Source organism: Litorimonas cladophorae, from assembly GCF_014652455.1.
Classification (GTDB): Bacteria; Pseudomonadota; Alphaproteobacteria; order Caulobacterales; family Maricaulaceae; genus Litorimonas; species Litorimonas cladophorae.
Window position 1 is genome coordinate 153,216 of record NZ_BMYV01000002.1, and the last position, 15,037, is coordinate 168,252.

General features: G+C 53.1%; 14 protein-coding genes. 10 read left to right on the forward strand and 4 right to left on the reverse strand.

Annotation, left to right across the window (positions count from 1 at the left end):
• Nucleotides 1-10 precede the first annotated feature (10 nt).
• From IE073_RS08570 to IE073_RS08585, 4 genes are all read left to right on the forward strand, one after another.
• Nucleotides 11-1,885, forward strand: coding sequence for a heparinase II/III family protein (locus tag IE073_RS08570; RefSeq protein WP_189584347.1), 1,875 nt, complete (start codon nucleotides 11-13; stop codon nucleotides 1,883-1,885).
• On the forward strand, nucleotides 1,882-3,903 hold the full coding sequence (locus tag IE073_RS08575; RefSeq protein ID WP_189584350.1) for a polysaccharide biosynthesis protein: 2,022 nt from the start codon (nucleotides 1,882-1,884) through the stop codon (nucleotides 3,901-3,903). Before IE073_RS08570 ends, IE073_RS08575 begins: the two co-directional genes overlap by 4 nt.
• Before the next feature lie 65 nt (nucleotides 3,904-3,968).
• Nucleotides 3,969-5,600, forward strand: a complete 1,632-nt coding sequence (gene purH, locus IE073_RS08580) for a bifunctional phosphoribosylaminoimidazolecarboxamide formyltransferase/IMP cyclohydrolase (RefSeq protein ID WP_189584353.1) — start codon at nucleotides 3,969-3,971, stop codon at nucleotides 5,598-5,600.
• A 664-nt stretch (nucleotides 5,601-6,264) separates the two neighbouring features.
• Nucleotides 6,265-7,155, forward strand: coding sequence for a LysR family transcriptional regulator (locus IE073_RS08585; protein ID WP_189584355.1), 891 nt, complete (start codon nucleotides 6,265-6,267; stop codon nucleotides 7,153-7,155).
• A 43-nt stretch (nucleotides 7,156-7,198) separates the two neighbouring features.
• On the opposite strand, the gene IE073_RS08590 is transcribed toward IE073_RS08585, so the two are convergent.
• Nucleotides 7,199-7,654 (reverse strand): ABA4-like family protein, encoded by a 456-nt coding sequence (locus IE073_RS08590; protein ID WP_189584358.1) that lies wholly within the window; start codon nucleotides 7,652-7,654, stop codon nucleotides 7,199-7,201.
• A 121-nt stretch (nucleotides 7,655-7,775) separates the two neighbouring features.
• On the opposite strand from IE073_RS08590, the gene IE073_RS08595 reads away from it, so the two are divergent.
• The 3 genes from IE073_RS08595 to IE073_RS08605 all read left to right on the forward strand — a co-directional run bounded on the left by IE073_RS08595 (nucleotide 7,776) and on the right by IE073_RS08605 (nucleotide 9,068).
• A complete protein-coding gene (locus tag IE073_RS08595) occupies nucleotides 7,776-8,147 on the forward strand; it encodes a hypothetical protein (RefSeq protein WP_189584361.1) in 372 nt (123 codons plus the stop codon).
• Between the two features lie 102 nt (nucleotides 8,148-8,249).
• Complete coding sequence (locus IE073_RS08600; protein ID WP_189584364.1) at nucleotides 8,250-8,624, forward strand: YMGG-like glycine zipper-containing protein; 375 nt, start codon at nucleotides 8,250-8,252, stop codon at nucleotides 8,622-8,624.
• A gap of 78 nt (nucleotides 8,625-8,702) precedes the next feature.
• Nucleotides 8,703-9,068: a lecithin retinol acyltransferase family protein gene (locus IE073_RS08605; RefSeq protein ID WP_189584365.1), complete on the forward strand. Its 366-nt coding sequence runs from the start codon at nucleotides 8,703-8,705 to the stop codon at nucleotides 9,066-9,068.
• Between the two features lie 22 nt (nucleotides 9,069-9,090).
• Here IE073_RS08605 and IE073_RS08610 read toward each other — a convergent pair whose 3' ends face one another.
• Genes IE073_RS08610 through IE073_RS08620 form a run of 3 tightly spaced genes read right to left on the reverse strand, consistent with a single transcriptional unit; the run spans nucleotide 9,091 to nucleotide 12,099 of the window.
• Nucleotides 9,091-10,398 (reverse strand): HlyC/CorC family transporter, encoded by a 1,308-nt coding sequence (locus IE073_RS08610; RefSeq protein WP_189584366.1) that lies wholly within the window; start codon nucleotides 10,396-10,398, stop codon nucleotides 9,091-9,093.
• Entirely contained in the window at nucleotides 10,398-11,516 is a 1,119-nt protein-coding gene (aroB, locus tag IE073_RS08615) for a 3-dehydroquinate synthase (RefSeq protein WP_189584367.1), read from the reverse strand. Before aroB ends, IE073_RS08610 begins: the two co-directional genes overlap by 1 nt.
• Before the next feature lies 1 nt (nucleotide 11,517).
• The gene (locus IE073_RS08620; RefSeq protein ID WP_189584368.1) at nucleotides 11,518-12,099 is read right to left on the reverse strand and encodes a shikimate kinase; all 582 of its coding nucleotides are present in this window, start codon (nucleotides 12,097-12,099) and stop codon (nucleotides 11,518-11,520) included.
• A 254-nt stretch (nucleotides 12,100-12,353) separates the two neighbouring features.
• Here IE073_RS08620 and IE073_RS14215 point away from each other — a divergent pair, with 254 nt between their 5' ends.
• Genes IE073_RS14215 through IE073_RS08630 form a run of 3 tightly spaced genes read left to right on the forward strand, consistent with a single transcriptional unit; the run spans nucleotide 12,354 to nucleotide 15,024 of the window.
• Nucleotides 12,354-12,488 carry a hypothetical protein gene (locus IE073_RS14215; protein WP_267905569.1) on the forward strand — a complete coding sequence of 45 codons (135 nt, stop codon included), beginning with the start codon at nucleotides 12,354-12,356 and terminating at the stop codon, nucleotides 12,486-12,488.
• Between the two features lie 11 nt (nucleotides 12,489-12,499).
• Nucleotides 12,500-14,086: a hypothetical protein gene (locus IE073_RS08625; protein WP_189584369.1), complete on the forward strand. Its 1,587-nt coding sequence runs from the start codon at nucleotides 12,500-12,502 to the stop codon at nucleotides 14,084-14,086.
• A complete protein-coding gene (locus IE073_RS08630; RefSeq protein ID WP_189584370.1) occupies nucleotides 14,083-15,024 on the forward strand; it encodes a tyrosine recombinase in 942 nt (313 codons plus the stop codon). Before IE073_RS08625 ends, IE073_RS08630 begins: the two co-directional genes overlap by 4 nt.
• The last annotated feature ends 13 nt before the right edge of the window (nucleotides 15,025-15,037 follow it).

Genomic DNA, 15,037 nt, shown 5'->3' on the forward strand with positions numbered 1-15,037 from the left:
TTCCACCCGAATGGCGAACACCAGCCACATCTCTCTTCGATCGCGTGTTTCGACGCCGCGTACGGCTCTTGACCTCGCGGCGCAGAGAATTCGAGACATCTTGCCTTCCCGCCCCTCGGGCGCGTTACCAACGCGTGCACCAGGCGCCTTTCATCCTGCAAAGCCAAGCCTATCGCTGGGTGATGCTGAAAAAGCGGCGTCGCTTTTGGCGGGACAGTTTCACTTTGCGGGTCAGATCTTGGATGTTGGTCCATGGACGACGGCCGCACCGTCGCGCCACTTTGCCGATTGGCTGCATCGCTTTGCTTGGTTGCACGATTTGTTGGCCGTCGATAGCGAGGCCCATCACGCTAAAGCTCGCACTCTAATTGACACTTGGATCGAAACTTACGGTCGCGGGAATGACTTTGTTTTCGACGCAGACCGTCTCTCAGATCGTTTATTCAATTGGTTGGCGCTTTGGTCGCCCGCACTTTCAGTTTCTGGGTTAGAGGATTCAGACATGGCACGCGGCGGAAGCGGCCCTGTCGTTGAACGCCGCCGCGCCAGTGTTCTGCGTCAGCTGACGGCTCTTCGCGGATCTCTCAAATCCTTGCCGCCTGGTCTTTCTCGCATCACGGCTGGGTGCGCCCTCGCGATGGGTGGTGCGCGTATGACCGATGGGAAAAGCCAATTCCTAGAGCGGGGTCTGGATCTGCTAGATGATGAATTACTTTTGCAAATTCTCCCTGATGGCGGACATATTAGTCGATCGCCCGAAGTGTCGGCCATAGCGCTGCGTCAGCTTTTGACGTTGGACACGCTTTTAGCTGAGCGCGGTTTGGAGGGTTCACGTGAGCTTTCGCGCGCTATTGATCGCTTGGCTCCAATGGTCGCTTTTTTCCGACGCGCGGGAGGCGAACTGGCGCCTTTCAATGGCGGCGGTGAAATGGACGCCGCCGACATCGTAGAACTATTACGGGCTGCCCCCGGCGAACCAAAGGCTTTCGGTTATGGTCCGCATTCTGGTTATCAGCGTCTGGCCGCCAATGGTTCCGTTGCGCTCTTAGATACAGGCATGGCCCCACCTCGTCCGTTTGATATGGGCGCGCATTTAGCGCCACTGGCTATGGACCTCTCGACTCCTGAGGGGCCGATGATCACAGCCTGCGGGTTCAATCCAGAGCAACCAGAGATTTGGCGGCGTCCTGTACGGGCTGCAGCCGCGCACTCTACACTTATCCTTGATAATCGTTCTCCAGGAAGCCTGTTGATGAGCGAATGGAAACGTCGCGTTGTTGGAGATGCCGTGGAATTTTTGGCCGGTCCGGTGAAAGCTACGCGTAAGGAGCAGGACAGCGGCATCTGGTTAGAATGTCACCATGAAGGCTATTTTGGATCCTACGGTCTTTCACACCGACGCCGCATTTTCATGCCGCGAGACGGTCATGATATTCGCGGCGAGGACAGCCTGTTTGCGCCGATGGGGTCTGTGCCTTTGCGTCGCGACCAGGTCCCTTTTGCTATCCGGTTTCATGTTCACCCCAAAGTCCGTGTTAGCCTCTCTCAAGATCAGTCCTCTGCATTATTGGTCGTCGATGGTAAAGCGGGTTGGCGGTTCCGTACCGATGGTGGACAAGTTCATCTTGAGGATTCTGTCTATCTTGCCAAAGGTAGCGCTCCGATTAAAACGCAACAGATCGTCATTCGCGGGCAGGCGTTTTGCGATAGTGACGGTGAAAGTCGATCCAATCGTGTACGCTGGTCGTTCCGAAAATTAAAACCTGCAGATAAGGGCCCCCGAAAGACAGAAGCTGATACAGCTGCAAAGCTTGCGGACCTTCCCGTCGCCAGTAACCAAGCCCCAGATATTAAACCCGAAGAAACAGAGGCGGGGACAGAATGAAAACGCCACAACCCTCTAGTTTCAAGATGCGGCGCAGCTTTTGGCTGATCGGGACCGACGTGTTTTTCGCGCTGGCGTCTATGATGATGGTCATTCGCTGGCGTTATGATTTCCTGAATGAGCCGCTACGTGGCAATATTGATCATAAGGCCGCCTATATCGCGGCGGCTGCGACCCTCATAATTTGGGTGGGTTTACGACAAGATCGGTCGATCTGGCGGTTTACAACGCTTCATGACTTTAAGCGCATTAGCTTTGGGATTATCGGTGTTTCGCTAACCGTGCCTTTGGTCCTTTACTTTTTCTTTGATCGGGGGGCCAATTTCCCACGCACAGCCCCGGTCATGTTCGCGGCGCTTTTCTTTGGGTTGATTATCGCGTCACGTTTATTGGCTATGCTGATCCAAAATGGTGACTTCCGCGCACTTTTTCGTGCACGTTCGACTTATGGACAAGATGCATTGCTGGTCGGTCCCGCGCCGCATCTTTATAACTACCTCATGGACCGCGCTCGCAAGGGCGCAAAAGGAAAGAACCAACATTTAGGTTTTAACCCTGTCGGATTAATTGAAACGTCTGGCCTCTATGAAGGCCGTACTATTCGATCCGTACCTGTGTTGGGTGGGCCTGATAATTTGCAGGATATCTATCTCAAAACAACGGGGCGTCAGGAAAAGCCCCTACAGATCATTGCTGTTGACCCCAATCCAGATCGACGCATGACGGCAAAGCTTGTGAAAATTGCGGCTGAATTAGGGGCGCCATTGTCGCGCCGATCTACTGACCCAAGCTTGGGTCTCTCAGCGTTTGAAGCGTCAGATTTGATCGGACGCGATATGCGTGTTTTGGATCTAGAGCCCGTCCGTAACTTGTTCGCGGGTCGACGGGTTCTGGTCACAGGCGCGGGTGGATCTATTGGGTCAGAGCTCTCTCGGCAAATCGCCCAGCTTAACCCAGCCACATTGATTTTAGTCGATAATTCCGAATTTCATCTCTACAATTTGGAAAAGAAACTCAAATCCAATGCTGCAGATGGCGCCGTAGAGTGTTGGAAAACTTTCATTGGGGACGTCCGCAATGCGCCGCGCATGCGCGAAATTTTCTCCGTCGAAAAGCCAGAAATCGTACTCCACGCTGCTGCGCTGAAACATGTGCCTTTAGGTCAGAAAAACCCGCTCGAGGTCTTGCGAACCAATGTCATGGGAACGTCTAATATTTTGGATATGTGTGATACGGCCAAGGTCGAGCATTTTATTCTGATTTCCACGGACAAGGCCGTTGCTCCTGTCAATATGATGGGCGCGTCGAAGCGGATTGTGGAAATGTTGACGCTGTCTCGCCAGGCCATGAATCCAGGCCTGCAAGCGTCTTGCGTTCGCTTCGGAAATGTCTTGTCGTCTAATGGATCCGCCGTGAACCTTTTTGAGGAGCAAATTGCCATGGGCGGTCCCGTGACGGTGACCCACCGTGAAGTTGAACGCTACTTCATGATGCTCGAGGAGGCCGCCGCTTTGGTTCTACAATCTGCAGCGCTAGGCTCTAAGCGCCGAAGCGATGCGCGAGAGGGTCACGACTCTTCTGCTTGTATTTATGTTTTGGAAATGGGCGAGCCCGTCAACATCGGGCGTCTGGCGCGACAGCTCATCCGTTTGCGCGGCAAAGTCCCCGATGTGGATATTGAGGTTCGCTATACGGGCTTGCGTCCAGGCGAAAAGCTCACTGAAGTGCTGTCTTACGAAGATGAAGATCTCGCCCCAACCGACATTGACGGTATCCAACTTTATAATGGTGCTGTTCTTGATCCTGCCTCGGTTTTGCGACGGGTCAAAAACTTGATCCGTGCCCTAAACTCGCGTGACCGCGCTGCGATACGGAAGATCATTGCGCAACTCGTTCCGGGCTATGACCCCGCACATGTGTTGGATGAACCTGAACTTGCCATTGTTCCCAATGTCGCAGACCAAGATGACGTCGCCAATGATGTGGATGACAGCAAAGCCTCCGGTGGGATAGCGTAGAAACGGGCTTTTATTCGTGATAGGCAGCGGCCATTCCAACCGCTGCTTTACAGGAACCGCCCGTCATGCCCGCACCCAATCCTGATCTTCCTGCTTTTGATCCTGCCCGCCTCGCGCCTGTCAAACGCGCCTTGATTTCGGTCTCTGATAAATCTGCGCTCATCCGCCAAGCCCAAGCCCTCCATGACCGTGGCGTCAAATTGGTCTCCACGGGTGGCACACATCGCGCCATCGCAGCGGCAGGTATTCCTGTCAAAGATGTCGCTGAACTGACGAAATTTCCTGAAATGATGGATGGCCGCGTCAAAACATTGCACCCAATGGTGCATGGCGGTCTGCTCGGCGATCGTGATCTAACGTCCCATAAAGACGCGATGCATGAGCATGGGATCCTGTCTATCGACCTGCTGATCGTCAATCTTTACCCGTTTGAACAAGCCGTCGCAGGCGGCGGAAGTTATGAGATGTGTGTCGAAAATATCGACATCGGCGGTCCTGCCATGATCCGCGCGGCCGCAAAAAATCACGCCCATGTCGCTGTCTGCACTGATGCCGATGATGTAGATGCGGTGCTGGCGGATATGGATGCCAATTCTGGCCAGACGACGGGCACGCTCCGCCAAAGCTTAGCGGCAAAGACTTATGCGCGTTCTGCGGCTTATGATGCAGCGATTGCAAATTGGTTCGCCAGCCAAGTCAAAGGGACGCCAACTTACCGCGCCCAAGGCGGCACGCTCAAGCAAGAGCTACGCTACGGCGAAAACCCGCATCAAACGGCGGCCTTTTACGCCGACGGGTCAAACCGCGCAGGCGTCGCCACCGCAGAGCAACTGCAAGGCAAAGCGCTGTCTTATAATAATATCAACGATACAGACGCGGCCTATGAACTCGTCGCTGAATTTGGTTCTGTCGCGGCGGGCGATAAGCCTGCGGTTGCGATCATCAAGCACGCAAATCCTTGTGGTTTGGCCGTAGCGGATGATTTCATTACGGCCTATAAAAATGCGCTGGCGTGTGACCCTGTTTCGGCCTTTGGCGGCATTGTTGCGTTGAACGGAAATCTCGACGCCAAGACAGCCAAAGAGATCGTCAAAGTCTTTACCGAAGTTGTGATCGCGCCCTCCGCAGATGAAGACGCAATTGAGGTCTTCCGTAAAAAGAAGAACCTGCGTTTGCTGGTTGCTGGCGGCTTGCCTGACGTGACCGCGCCGTCCCTGACCCAACGCAATGTTGCGGGCGGAATTTTGGTCCAAGACCGCGACAATGGATATGTGGCGGACGCTGATCTGAAAGTTGTAACGAAACGCGCGCCAACTGACGCTGAAATGGCAGACCTGCGTATGGCATGGAAAGTCGCCAAACATGTCAAATCCAACGCAATTATTTATGTCAAAGACGGCGCAACGGCAGGCATTGGCGCAGGCCAAATGAGCCGCATCGACTCGGCCCGTATCGCGGCTCGCAAAGCCGAAGATGCCCAAGCCGCCGCAGGGTGGGCGACACCGAAAACAAAAGGCTGCGCCTGTGCGTCAGATGCGTTCTTCCCATTTGCAGACGGAATGCTTGCGGCTGCGGCTGCCGGCGCCACGGCGATCATTCAACCCGGCGGCTCTATCCGTGACGATGAAGTGATCGCCGCCGCCGACGAAGCGGGCATCGCAATGGTCTTCACGGGAATGCGGCACTTCAGGCACTAAGCGTGACCGATTAGAGATTTGAGGAGAATATGAAACGCACCGTCTTCATTGGACTTCTTCTGGGCGTTTTTTTGTGTGGTTTCCTGTACTATTCGCCCGAGGTTCAGGGTCATCAAGAGTGTATTATATTAGACGACAAGGTCGTTTTGAATTTCTACTGCGGTGAGACACTTCATTACAGTATGAGCCTCGCGGGTAAAAACGTGACGATATGGGGGCGGGGCAAGATTAAACCTGAATCGTACACTTACCGAACTCTGAACAAGTATAGAGGGCCTCGCGATAAAAACGGCCTCCTGGATTTGAGGGTATCTTCCGATACCGAGGGGTTTTTCGTCTCGGCCTACGTAACGCCCGAGTGTTATGATGCGGCTTTGGTTGTGGGCGCGAATAGCTGAAAGTGCTGGGGGGCCTAAATTTTGGTCTGCATCAAATACAACCCTTAGTCGTTCTGTTTATCCGAACGATTTATTAACCATATTTGAGTGGGAGAAAGTGCCCGCTCTCATTCCGATGTGGGGCGGTCTAAGAGCGAGCGACGAACCTATTAAGGCCCGAGCCGTCAAAACTACATATTTACATTCTGGCGGCAAGCGTCATTAGTCCGAACAGATAGTTCGGATTTTTCGAACAAAGTGCTTGTTTCAATCTCGGAAGACCCGTTATGGACCGTTTACGCCGCATGGAAATTTTCCTCAAGCTTGCCGAAGCCGGGCAATTTACGCGTGCAGCGAAACAATTATCCGTTTCAAAGTCGACTGTGAGTCAAGCTGTCTCTGATTTAGAAGCTTATCTTGGGCTTCAATTGGTGCAACGCGATGGGCGCTCTGTTCAACTCTCAGATGCCGGGCAAATTTACGCCGCGGAATGCCGTCGCGTTTTGGAAGATATACAAGCCCTCGAAGACCAAGTGCGAGGTGAAAGCTTAGGCATGTCTGGGCAGATTCGCCTGACCGCTCCTAACGCCTATGGAACAAAGACCCTTACTCCCCTTTTTCTGAAATTTATGGAGCTTCACCCCAATATTTCACTCGATATCTCTCTTTCCGAGCGCCACGTCGATCTTGTTGCAGAAGGCATTGATGTCGCTTTCCGCGTGGGTGAGATGAAAGACAGCGAATTGCTGGCACGGAAAATTGGTGCCACACGGATGCAAATGTGCGCCGCGCCCTCTTACCTCGCAAACCATGGTCACCCCAAAGATGTCGCAGACCTCAGAGACCACAATTGTTTGATCTATTCAAATAACCCAGTTTGGCAGTTCGAACAGGATGGCGATCAAGTGCGTTTCCACCCAAAAGGACCGGTTCAAACTTCTAGCGGCGACAATCTACGCGAGTTTGCATTGGCAGGCCTTGGAATTGGATTTTTCCCTGAATTTCTTATCGGCGATGATCTGAAAAGCGGAAAACTTGTTCCCGTTCTAGAGGGCATCGCGGGCGCTGTATTGGATATAAACATTGTGCGACCCGCCGACCGGCACTGTCCGACGCGCATTATCGAATTCATCAACTTTATTCAAAGTGAAGTGCAATCGCGATGGCGCACATCCTGAAAGGGAAGACGGCAAAAGGTAACTAACGGGTCTTGAGGGACGCTTAGGCGTCGGTTTCTTCCAGTCCCCACCCGCCTTTTTTCGTCATGACGCGCAGAGCCACATAGAGCAAGAGTCCAAAGGGTCCCGCCATGAAGGTCAGCAAAAGACAAGGGATCAAAAGCCAATGACTAAACCCGCGTCTCTGGGCGTCGCGGGCTTCCCACGCGCCCACAAACAAATCAAATAAGAGGTAATGCGCCCAGCCAACGACGATCCCGATGTCGGCAGAAAATAGCGCGCGCACGGCCGCGATCGATCCGAACCCTGCGCCTTCACCGCCCATCCCGCCAAAGACGGACATAAAAAGGCCGACCGTATATAGAAGGCCTAAACCAAGAGGGTAGAGCATAGAGTGGACAAGGGCTTTAGTGAGGGACCATCGCGGCGCAAAAATCAGAAGCGCCCAAGCGGGTATGACGCTGAGATTGATCAGACTGAAAAGAGTTTCAAGCGACATTCTGAGCCTCGTATGATGACAAATGATGACCCAAGCTTACACATTTCTAGAAAAATGTCGGAACAAAATCCTCGTTTCCCGTGTTGTATAGGTAACTTCAAAGCAAAAGGAGGAGTTCAAAATGACAAAATTTTCCCTAACCCTCGCGGTCGTTGCAGCTACAACTTTGGCTTTGGGACCCAGCGCCTTTCTCCCATCCGCTCATGCCAAAGATACAACAGCGGACGAACCGTCCCCAATTGTGATCTCAGAGCCTGTACCTGCGAAAGATATGGTGCCAATGGAGTCCGTTCAAATCATCGAAGCGCGCGTAGAAACGAAAGAGGCCGGACTCGTTGCCGTTGAAGGTCCAGACGGACGTATTTATTACAATCGCTTCGTCCCTATTGAAACACTTCCAGACCCAACGCTTGACTTGCGCTTGATCGATACAGTCGACATTCGCTACGAGGGGGAGGTCTATACCAATAAGGTCGTCGAAGAGTTGAAGTAGCCCTGCCTAACTTTCACCTTAATTAAAATTCAGAGTCCATTCATCGTGCTGACAGGTTCGGTGTGGGACTCTGTCGCGTTCCCCCCCATGAAAGGATTGAACATGAAAAATCTGATAAAAATGACTTCGCTGGGCCTCGCTAGCCTCGCATTCGCCGCTTGTACAACAACAGGTAATGTAGAGAAAAATGCTGCGGGCGGTGCTGCCGCAGGCGCTGCAGTTGGCGCTGGTATTGGCGCCATCTCAGGCGACGTCAAAACAGGCGAAGCTGCGATTGCAGGCGCCGTCGTTGGTGGTGTTGTCGGGGCTCTGCGTGGCAACAAAAAAGATCAGCAAATCAATGGCGGGACTGTGCAACGTCCGACATTGGACAAATCGACGAAGTATTATGACGATCAGACCAATCGTTACTATTACTATGAAAAGGGTACGTCGCGTACTTTTTACGAGAACTACGAATTGCGCTCGCAAAACTAGCTCGTCAAATTTTACGATGAAACGGCTCCCAATTGGGGGCCGTTTTGCGTTTTGGGCCAAAGGCCCTATATCTAGCACATGAGCCGATTTCACTATGAGCGCGTAGCCGTCCTTCATCCCGCTGGGACAATTCTGGAAACGGACGCCTATGGCGTGATACGTCATGTCGGGATTGCGACTGGCTACGGCACAGTTATTCATGCGTCACGCCGATATGGTCAGGTATTGGAAACCTCCGAGAGGCAATTCGCGCGGGGTAAACCAATACGCCGCATTGGTATTCGCTCAGCGCTCTCTGGATCGGAGATTGTCGCAAGGGCGCGCGGCAAAATCGGACAACGTTACGGCGTTTTGACCCGCAATTGCGAACATTTCGTTCACTGGGTGGTTTCAGGTAAAGCGCGTAGCCGTCAATTAGGTCCGCTTGACCTCGGGCGACACTAATCAGTTTTGTGCCGGCAGCAAACTAGTCCCGTTCACTGCGCATGTCTGGCTCAAAGGTTTTCTCAACCCGCAGACTGCTAATCTGATTTCTCTGTTTAGCGAGAATTTCGAACCGGTAGCCATGATAAGCAAAGACTTGCCCGCTATTGGGTATTGTCTGGCTCTCATGAATAACGAGTCCTGCGATTGTCACTGGGCCCTCATCATCGGGTAATTTCCAGTCCATTGCGCGATTTAGATCGCGTATGGCGACGTCGCCTCGAACGACGGCAGCGCCCGTTTTCATGCGTTTGACGCCGACGATTTCTTCATCATACTCATCCTGAATATCGCCCACGATTTCTTCCAGAATATCCTCCAAAGAAATCACACCCATCAGAGAGCCATACTCATCGACTACCAGTGCGAAGTGTTCCCGCTTTTGCTGGAAGGCGCGTAGTTGCTTCACCGCGCTGGTGGTCTCTGGAACGAACCAAGGATCGCGCGCAACTTTCTTGATATCGAGTGCTTCAATGGACCCGTTTGTTTTCGTAACGGCCTTCAGCAAATCCTTCATATGCAAGACGCCAATCACATTATCGGTGTCTTCTCGGTAAACTGGAATGCGGGAATGCCCACTGGCGATGGCTTCTTTGATAATTTGCTCAGGGGGCGCATCGGCGTCAATCATCGCGATGTTGCGGCGATGGGTCATGACTTCTTCGATGGAAAGCTCACCAATTTCTAAAACGCCGTAAATCTGGTCGCGCGCTCGTTTCGCTACGCCACCTTCTTGTAAATGCAGATCCACTGCGCCTTTGATTTCATCTGCAGCCGTCCATGCGCTGGCATTTGTATCAATACCGAAAACCCGCAACACGCCATTGACGATGACTTGAACAATTAAAACAACAGGTCCGAGGAGTTTGATGATAAGATTAATGGGCCGCGCGACAATCAATGCCAATTTATCAGGTTGTGAGATCGCATAGGTTTTCGGCAGCACCTCAGCAAAGATCAGGATCAATGCGGTCATGACAGCCGTTGCGGCGGCAAGAGCCGTAGCGCTGGCGCCGAACACATTTGTGAACAATGTCGTCGTCAAAACTGATGCCAAAATGTTGACGAGGTTGTTCCCGAGCAAAATTCCGCCCAGAAGGCGTTCGCGCACATTCATCAAGCGTTGAACGATGACCGCGCGTTTATCTCCGTCTTTTTCTGCCGCATGCATACGCACGCGCGAAGCGGCTGTAAGCGCCGTCTCACTTGAAGAGAAAAAGCTCGAAAACACGAGAAGCATCAGGATGATGCCGACGAGAATTAGATTATGTGGTTCTAGAAACGCGGCCATTAGGCTTCATCCCTCAATTGGGTTAAAAAGCGAAGAACGGCTTCGCGATCGGCGCGTTTTTCAATGAACGTCTCACCAATTTTGCGCGGCAAGATAAGTGTCAAATGACCGCTCTCATTCTTTTTATCCTGTCCCATATGTTTCAATAATGCGGCTGGATCGTGCAAGAGATGTGTCATGTCAGAAATGCGCGGCATATCTGTCGCCGCTAAGTGGGCGCTGACCCGATCGGCGTCTGCGACGGGACAGAGGCCCTGTTCAACTGCAAACCGAAACGCCATTTCCATGCCGACGCTAACGGCTTCGCCGTGCAAGAGATCTCCATCATATCCCGCTTCTAGTTCCAGAGCATGGCCAAAGGTATGCCCCAAATTTAACAGGGCGCGCACTCCGCCCTCGCGCTCGTCTTGTGCAACGATTTTAGCCTTAGTCGCGCAGGACACATGGATAGCTTTGGTCAGTGCAGCTTCATCTAAATCCAAAATATCCTGTCCCAGTCCGGCCTCTAAGGCATCGAAAAATGCGGGATCACCCAATAGTCCATATTTTAAGACCTCAGCATATCCAGCTTTCAGTTGGCGGGCAGGGAGCGTTTTCAGGAGATCCGTATCTGTCACAACTTTTTGGGGCTGATAGAATGCCCCGATTAGGTTCTTGCCAAATTGATTATTTATGGCTGTTTTCCCGCCGACAGAACTGTCGACCTGAGACAAAAGCGTGGTGGGGACCTGAATGAACGGCATACCGCGTTTATAGATTGAGGCCGCAAACCCAGCGAGGTCACCGATCACGCCGCCGCCAAAGGCAATCAGTAAATCAGACCGATCAAATCCAGCGCGAAAAAGGCTGTCTAAGATGTCTTCAAGATTGGCTAATGACTTTTGCGCTTCACCCGCAGGGCGAATGATGATGTGGGTTTGGCGTCCTGCCAAAGCCTGTTCGATCGCTTGGCCATGAAGCTCATATACGGTTTCATCTGTTATGATCGCGATCCGCGCAGTCGGCGAAACAGTCTCTATGTGCTGACTTAAACTGCCCAGTAATCCGGGGCCAATCACGATATCATAGCTACGCTCACCGAGCGCGACGTCGAGAGTTTGTATGAGTGTATCCGTCATATTATTTGCTTGGGGTGTCCAATGATGCGCTAGTGGATTGGCCTTCATTTACCTGAGAGCCATGTGTTTTCAGCGCTCTCATCACGCGGTTGACGGTCCGTAAATGCGGACCGCGTGCGATCTTCACTTTGAGATGGGCTTGCGCGTAAATCGGGTGTCGGGCTTCCATCAACTCACGCATTTTCACGCGTTTGTCGACGCCGCGTAAGAGCGGACGTTTGTCATTACGCGAGACGCGCTCAACCAACGTTTCCAAATCGCCTTTCAACCACACCACAACAGCGTGCTCCATCAATAGCTCGCGCGTGGGAGGATGAATGAATGCGCCACCACCCGTTGCCAAGATAAGCGGCGGTTGAACTTCAAGCAGGCGTTTTATGACGCGAAACTCACCATCGCGAAAATCCGCTTCCCCATGGTCGCGAAAATATCCCGCGACGGTCCGTCCTGAGGCTTGTTCGATGGCATCATCGCTATCGTCAAACTCTCGACTAAGCCGTTTGGCCAGCCGCCGTCCAACGGTCGTTTTACCGACGCCCATTAATCCGACAAGGGCGATGGGTTTCTCTATTTGCAGCGGCATGAGCGCGCTTTCATCATCTATGTGTGCAAATCTACCCAAGTCTACCCCAAAAATGCACGCATACTGTGGTTTAGGCTTGGTGATTATGTCTCTTAAATCGCAATATGGTCACAATTGACCGACATCTCAACCGCTAACAAGACGTGTTACAGTGTGTTGGGGTTAACTGGGTGTAAATGCCAGCCTTGCATAAGGCACTCAGGCTAGGCCCGCCGACTTAAACCGTCGCCAGACAGAATGAAAAGAGAGCAGACATGAAAAAGACCGGACTTATCGCTGCCGCCGTTCTCGTAATATTTATCGGGCTTTTCTTATGGGCCTTATCGGGATCATCTGACTCCAATGCGCCCACAGATGTTCGGACACTTGATGTGAGCCCGCAGCTATGAGGGTCAATTCGATGAAAGTAGCACTTCTCCTGACGGCTGTGTTGGTTCTGCCGATTGCGGCGCAGGCGCAAAGCCAAGATCAAATTCAAGATTTTGGATTAGCGGGCCCACCCGTCATCGAAACGCAGACCTTGGATGCAGCGCAGGATTTTGATGCTGGGATTTTGAAGGACGGGGCACTGGATACAAATCTTTGGCAAGGCACGAGTGCCGCTCGCGCTGCGCAACTTTTGGCGGACGCACCGTTAAAAGACACTGATCCCATCATTCGGAACATTGTTCGCACTGTAATTTTGTCAGGCGGTGTTCCGCCCCAAGCCAAAACAGGCCAAGACGCGCAAGCCTATGAGTCCGCGCGACTACAAGCCGTTCTAGCGATTGAATCCGGACGCTCTGGGGATACGGCGACCTTGGATGGGTTTCTAGCCCGTAACCCCGAGCTGGCACGCGCGCCGTTGGCGCAAGTGGATTTAGCTCTGTCTAAGGGCAACTGGCAACGCGCTTGCGAAATTTCAGATACAGTCACGACTGAAAGAGCAAAGCCCGCATGGGCGCGGTTGCGCGCCACGTGCCATGCTCTGCGCGGTGAAATGAGCGCCGCTGACGTGACCCGTGATTTTTTGCGGTCTTCGGGATATGATAACCCTGCCTATCACGCCCAAATGGACGCGCTATTGGCGGGGCGCGGTCCGGCACCGGAAACAGATCAGACCGATGCCCTGGTCACGTTCTTATCCGGTCGCGTTTCAAAAGAGAAAATAGTTGCGGCGCCTCCTGCGCCTGGTCGAGACGCCGATCTCATGTCACTATTTCGGAACTTCGATGTCATCGACCTCGCGACATTGGAAACCACACTTGGCAACATCAGCTTTGACGCTACGCTGCCTGACCTTGATCTAGAAACGGCTCTGTCCACCTCTGAGCCGCGTGCGACGGCTCGGCTTTTTATTTTGGGCCGCGCGGGAAATGCCGCGGCGATGGATGCGTTCATCACCCGCGCAATCGCAGCAGGCGTCCAAGAAGACACAGCGTTGAACCGGCTCGCGCCTCTGATCCAGACTTTGCCCGCAAAAGGACGCGTGAATACCAACCTGATGCGTTACACGCGGGCAGCGATTTTAAATCGGGATATCGAAAGCTTACAGCTGATTTACGCGGCGCTGCCAGAGGGGCCATTGCAGGCCCGGGTCGCGCTCATTGCCGATGCGTTGGGTGGTGGTTTTGCCGGTCAAGGTTTAGGTCGAGATATTGAGGGACGCTTATCGGCACCCACATTGCGGGCGCAAGCCGTGACAGATGCCCAAATTGCTTTGGCGCTAGGCGCAAGCCTATCTGACATTGCGGCGGAAGGTCTAGAAGACGCCCCCTTGTCCAAGCTCACACTGCCGCAAAATCAGCTGTTGATGCTGGATGCGGCGGTTCGGGCAAACTCGCGAGCTGAAATCAGTTTGCGCGTGGCGACACTATTGGCGCGGCCAGATTTGACCGTGACGGATAAAGCGCGGATTACTTCAGCGCTGACCCAAGCAGGTCTCCCGCAGTTTGCCGGTCAAATTGCAGCACATGTTTTCTTTGAAGGTCTAAAGCCGACGTCATGAAAACGGCGCGTCACATCGATGCTTTTTTAGAAATGATGGCCGCAGAGCGCGGCGCGTCAGCTAACACCCTTGCTGCTTATGGTCGTGATCTTGAAGGCTGGGAAAACAGTTTGACTGCGTCAGGAAAAACAATTCTGACCTGCGGGACGGGCGCTTTGGAAGCTATTTTGGCGCGCTGGGCGAAAGAGGGTCTCGCGCCCTCCACTGCGGCACGCAAATTGTCTTCCTTGAAACAATTCTGTCTCTTTCTGCAAATGGACAATCTGCGCGAAGATAATCCCGCCCATACTCTTCGTGGCCCCAAACAAGGTCGCGGCCTGCCCAAGACATTGTCTCACGATGATATTGACGCGCTATTTTCCGCTGTCGAACGCGACACATCTGTCAAAGGCATTCGTCTGCGTACCCAGCTCGAAATTCTCTATGCAGGCGGTTTGCGGGTCACAGAACTCGTATCCCTGAGGCAGGGCGCCGCCTCACGCGTTATTCATGCTGATGCGTCCCCGCACTTGATTATACGCGGGAAAGGGGACCGCGAGCGACTGGTACCCCTGACTGGCGCCGCCGTTAGGGCAATCGCAGATTGGCTGCCCGTGCGCGACGAGACATTGCCAAAAGGTGACACTGCACGCGCCCGTGCTGAAGGTTTCCTTTTCCCAAGCTCAGGAAAATTAGGCCATATGACCCGCGAACGCTTTGCGCAGCTTTTGAAATCCCTTGCCCGTCAAGCGAGCCTGGATCCATCGCGCTTGTCGCCACATACGCTTCGTCATGCCTTCGCGACCCATTTGTTGGAGCGAGGCGCAGATTTACGTGCTGTGCAGACATTGCTAGGCCATGCAGATATTGCAACGACACAGATTTATACCCATGTGCTGGATGCGCAGATGCAGCAATTGGTGGAGGATCACCACCCGCTATCAGCGTTGAAGAAGTAGACGAAATAGGAAT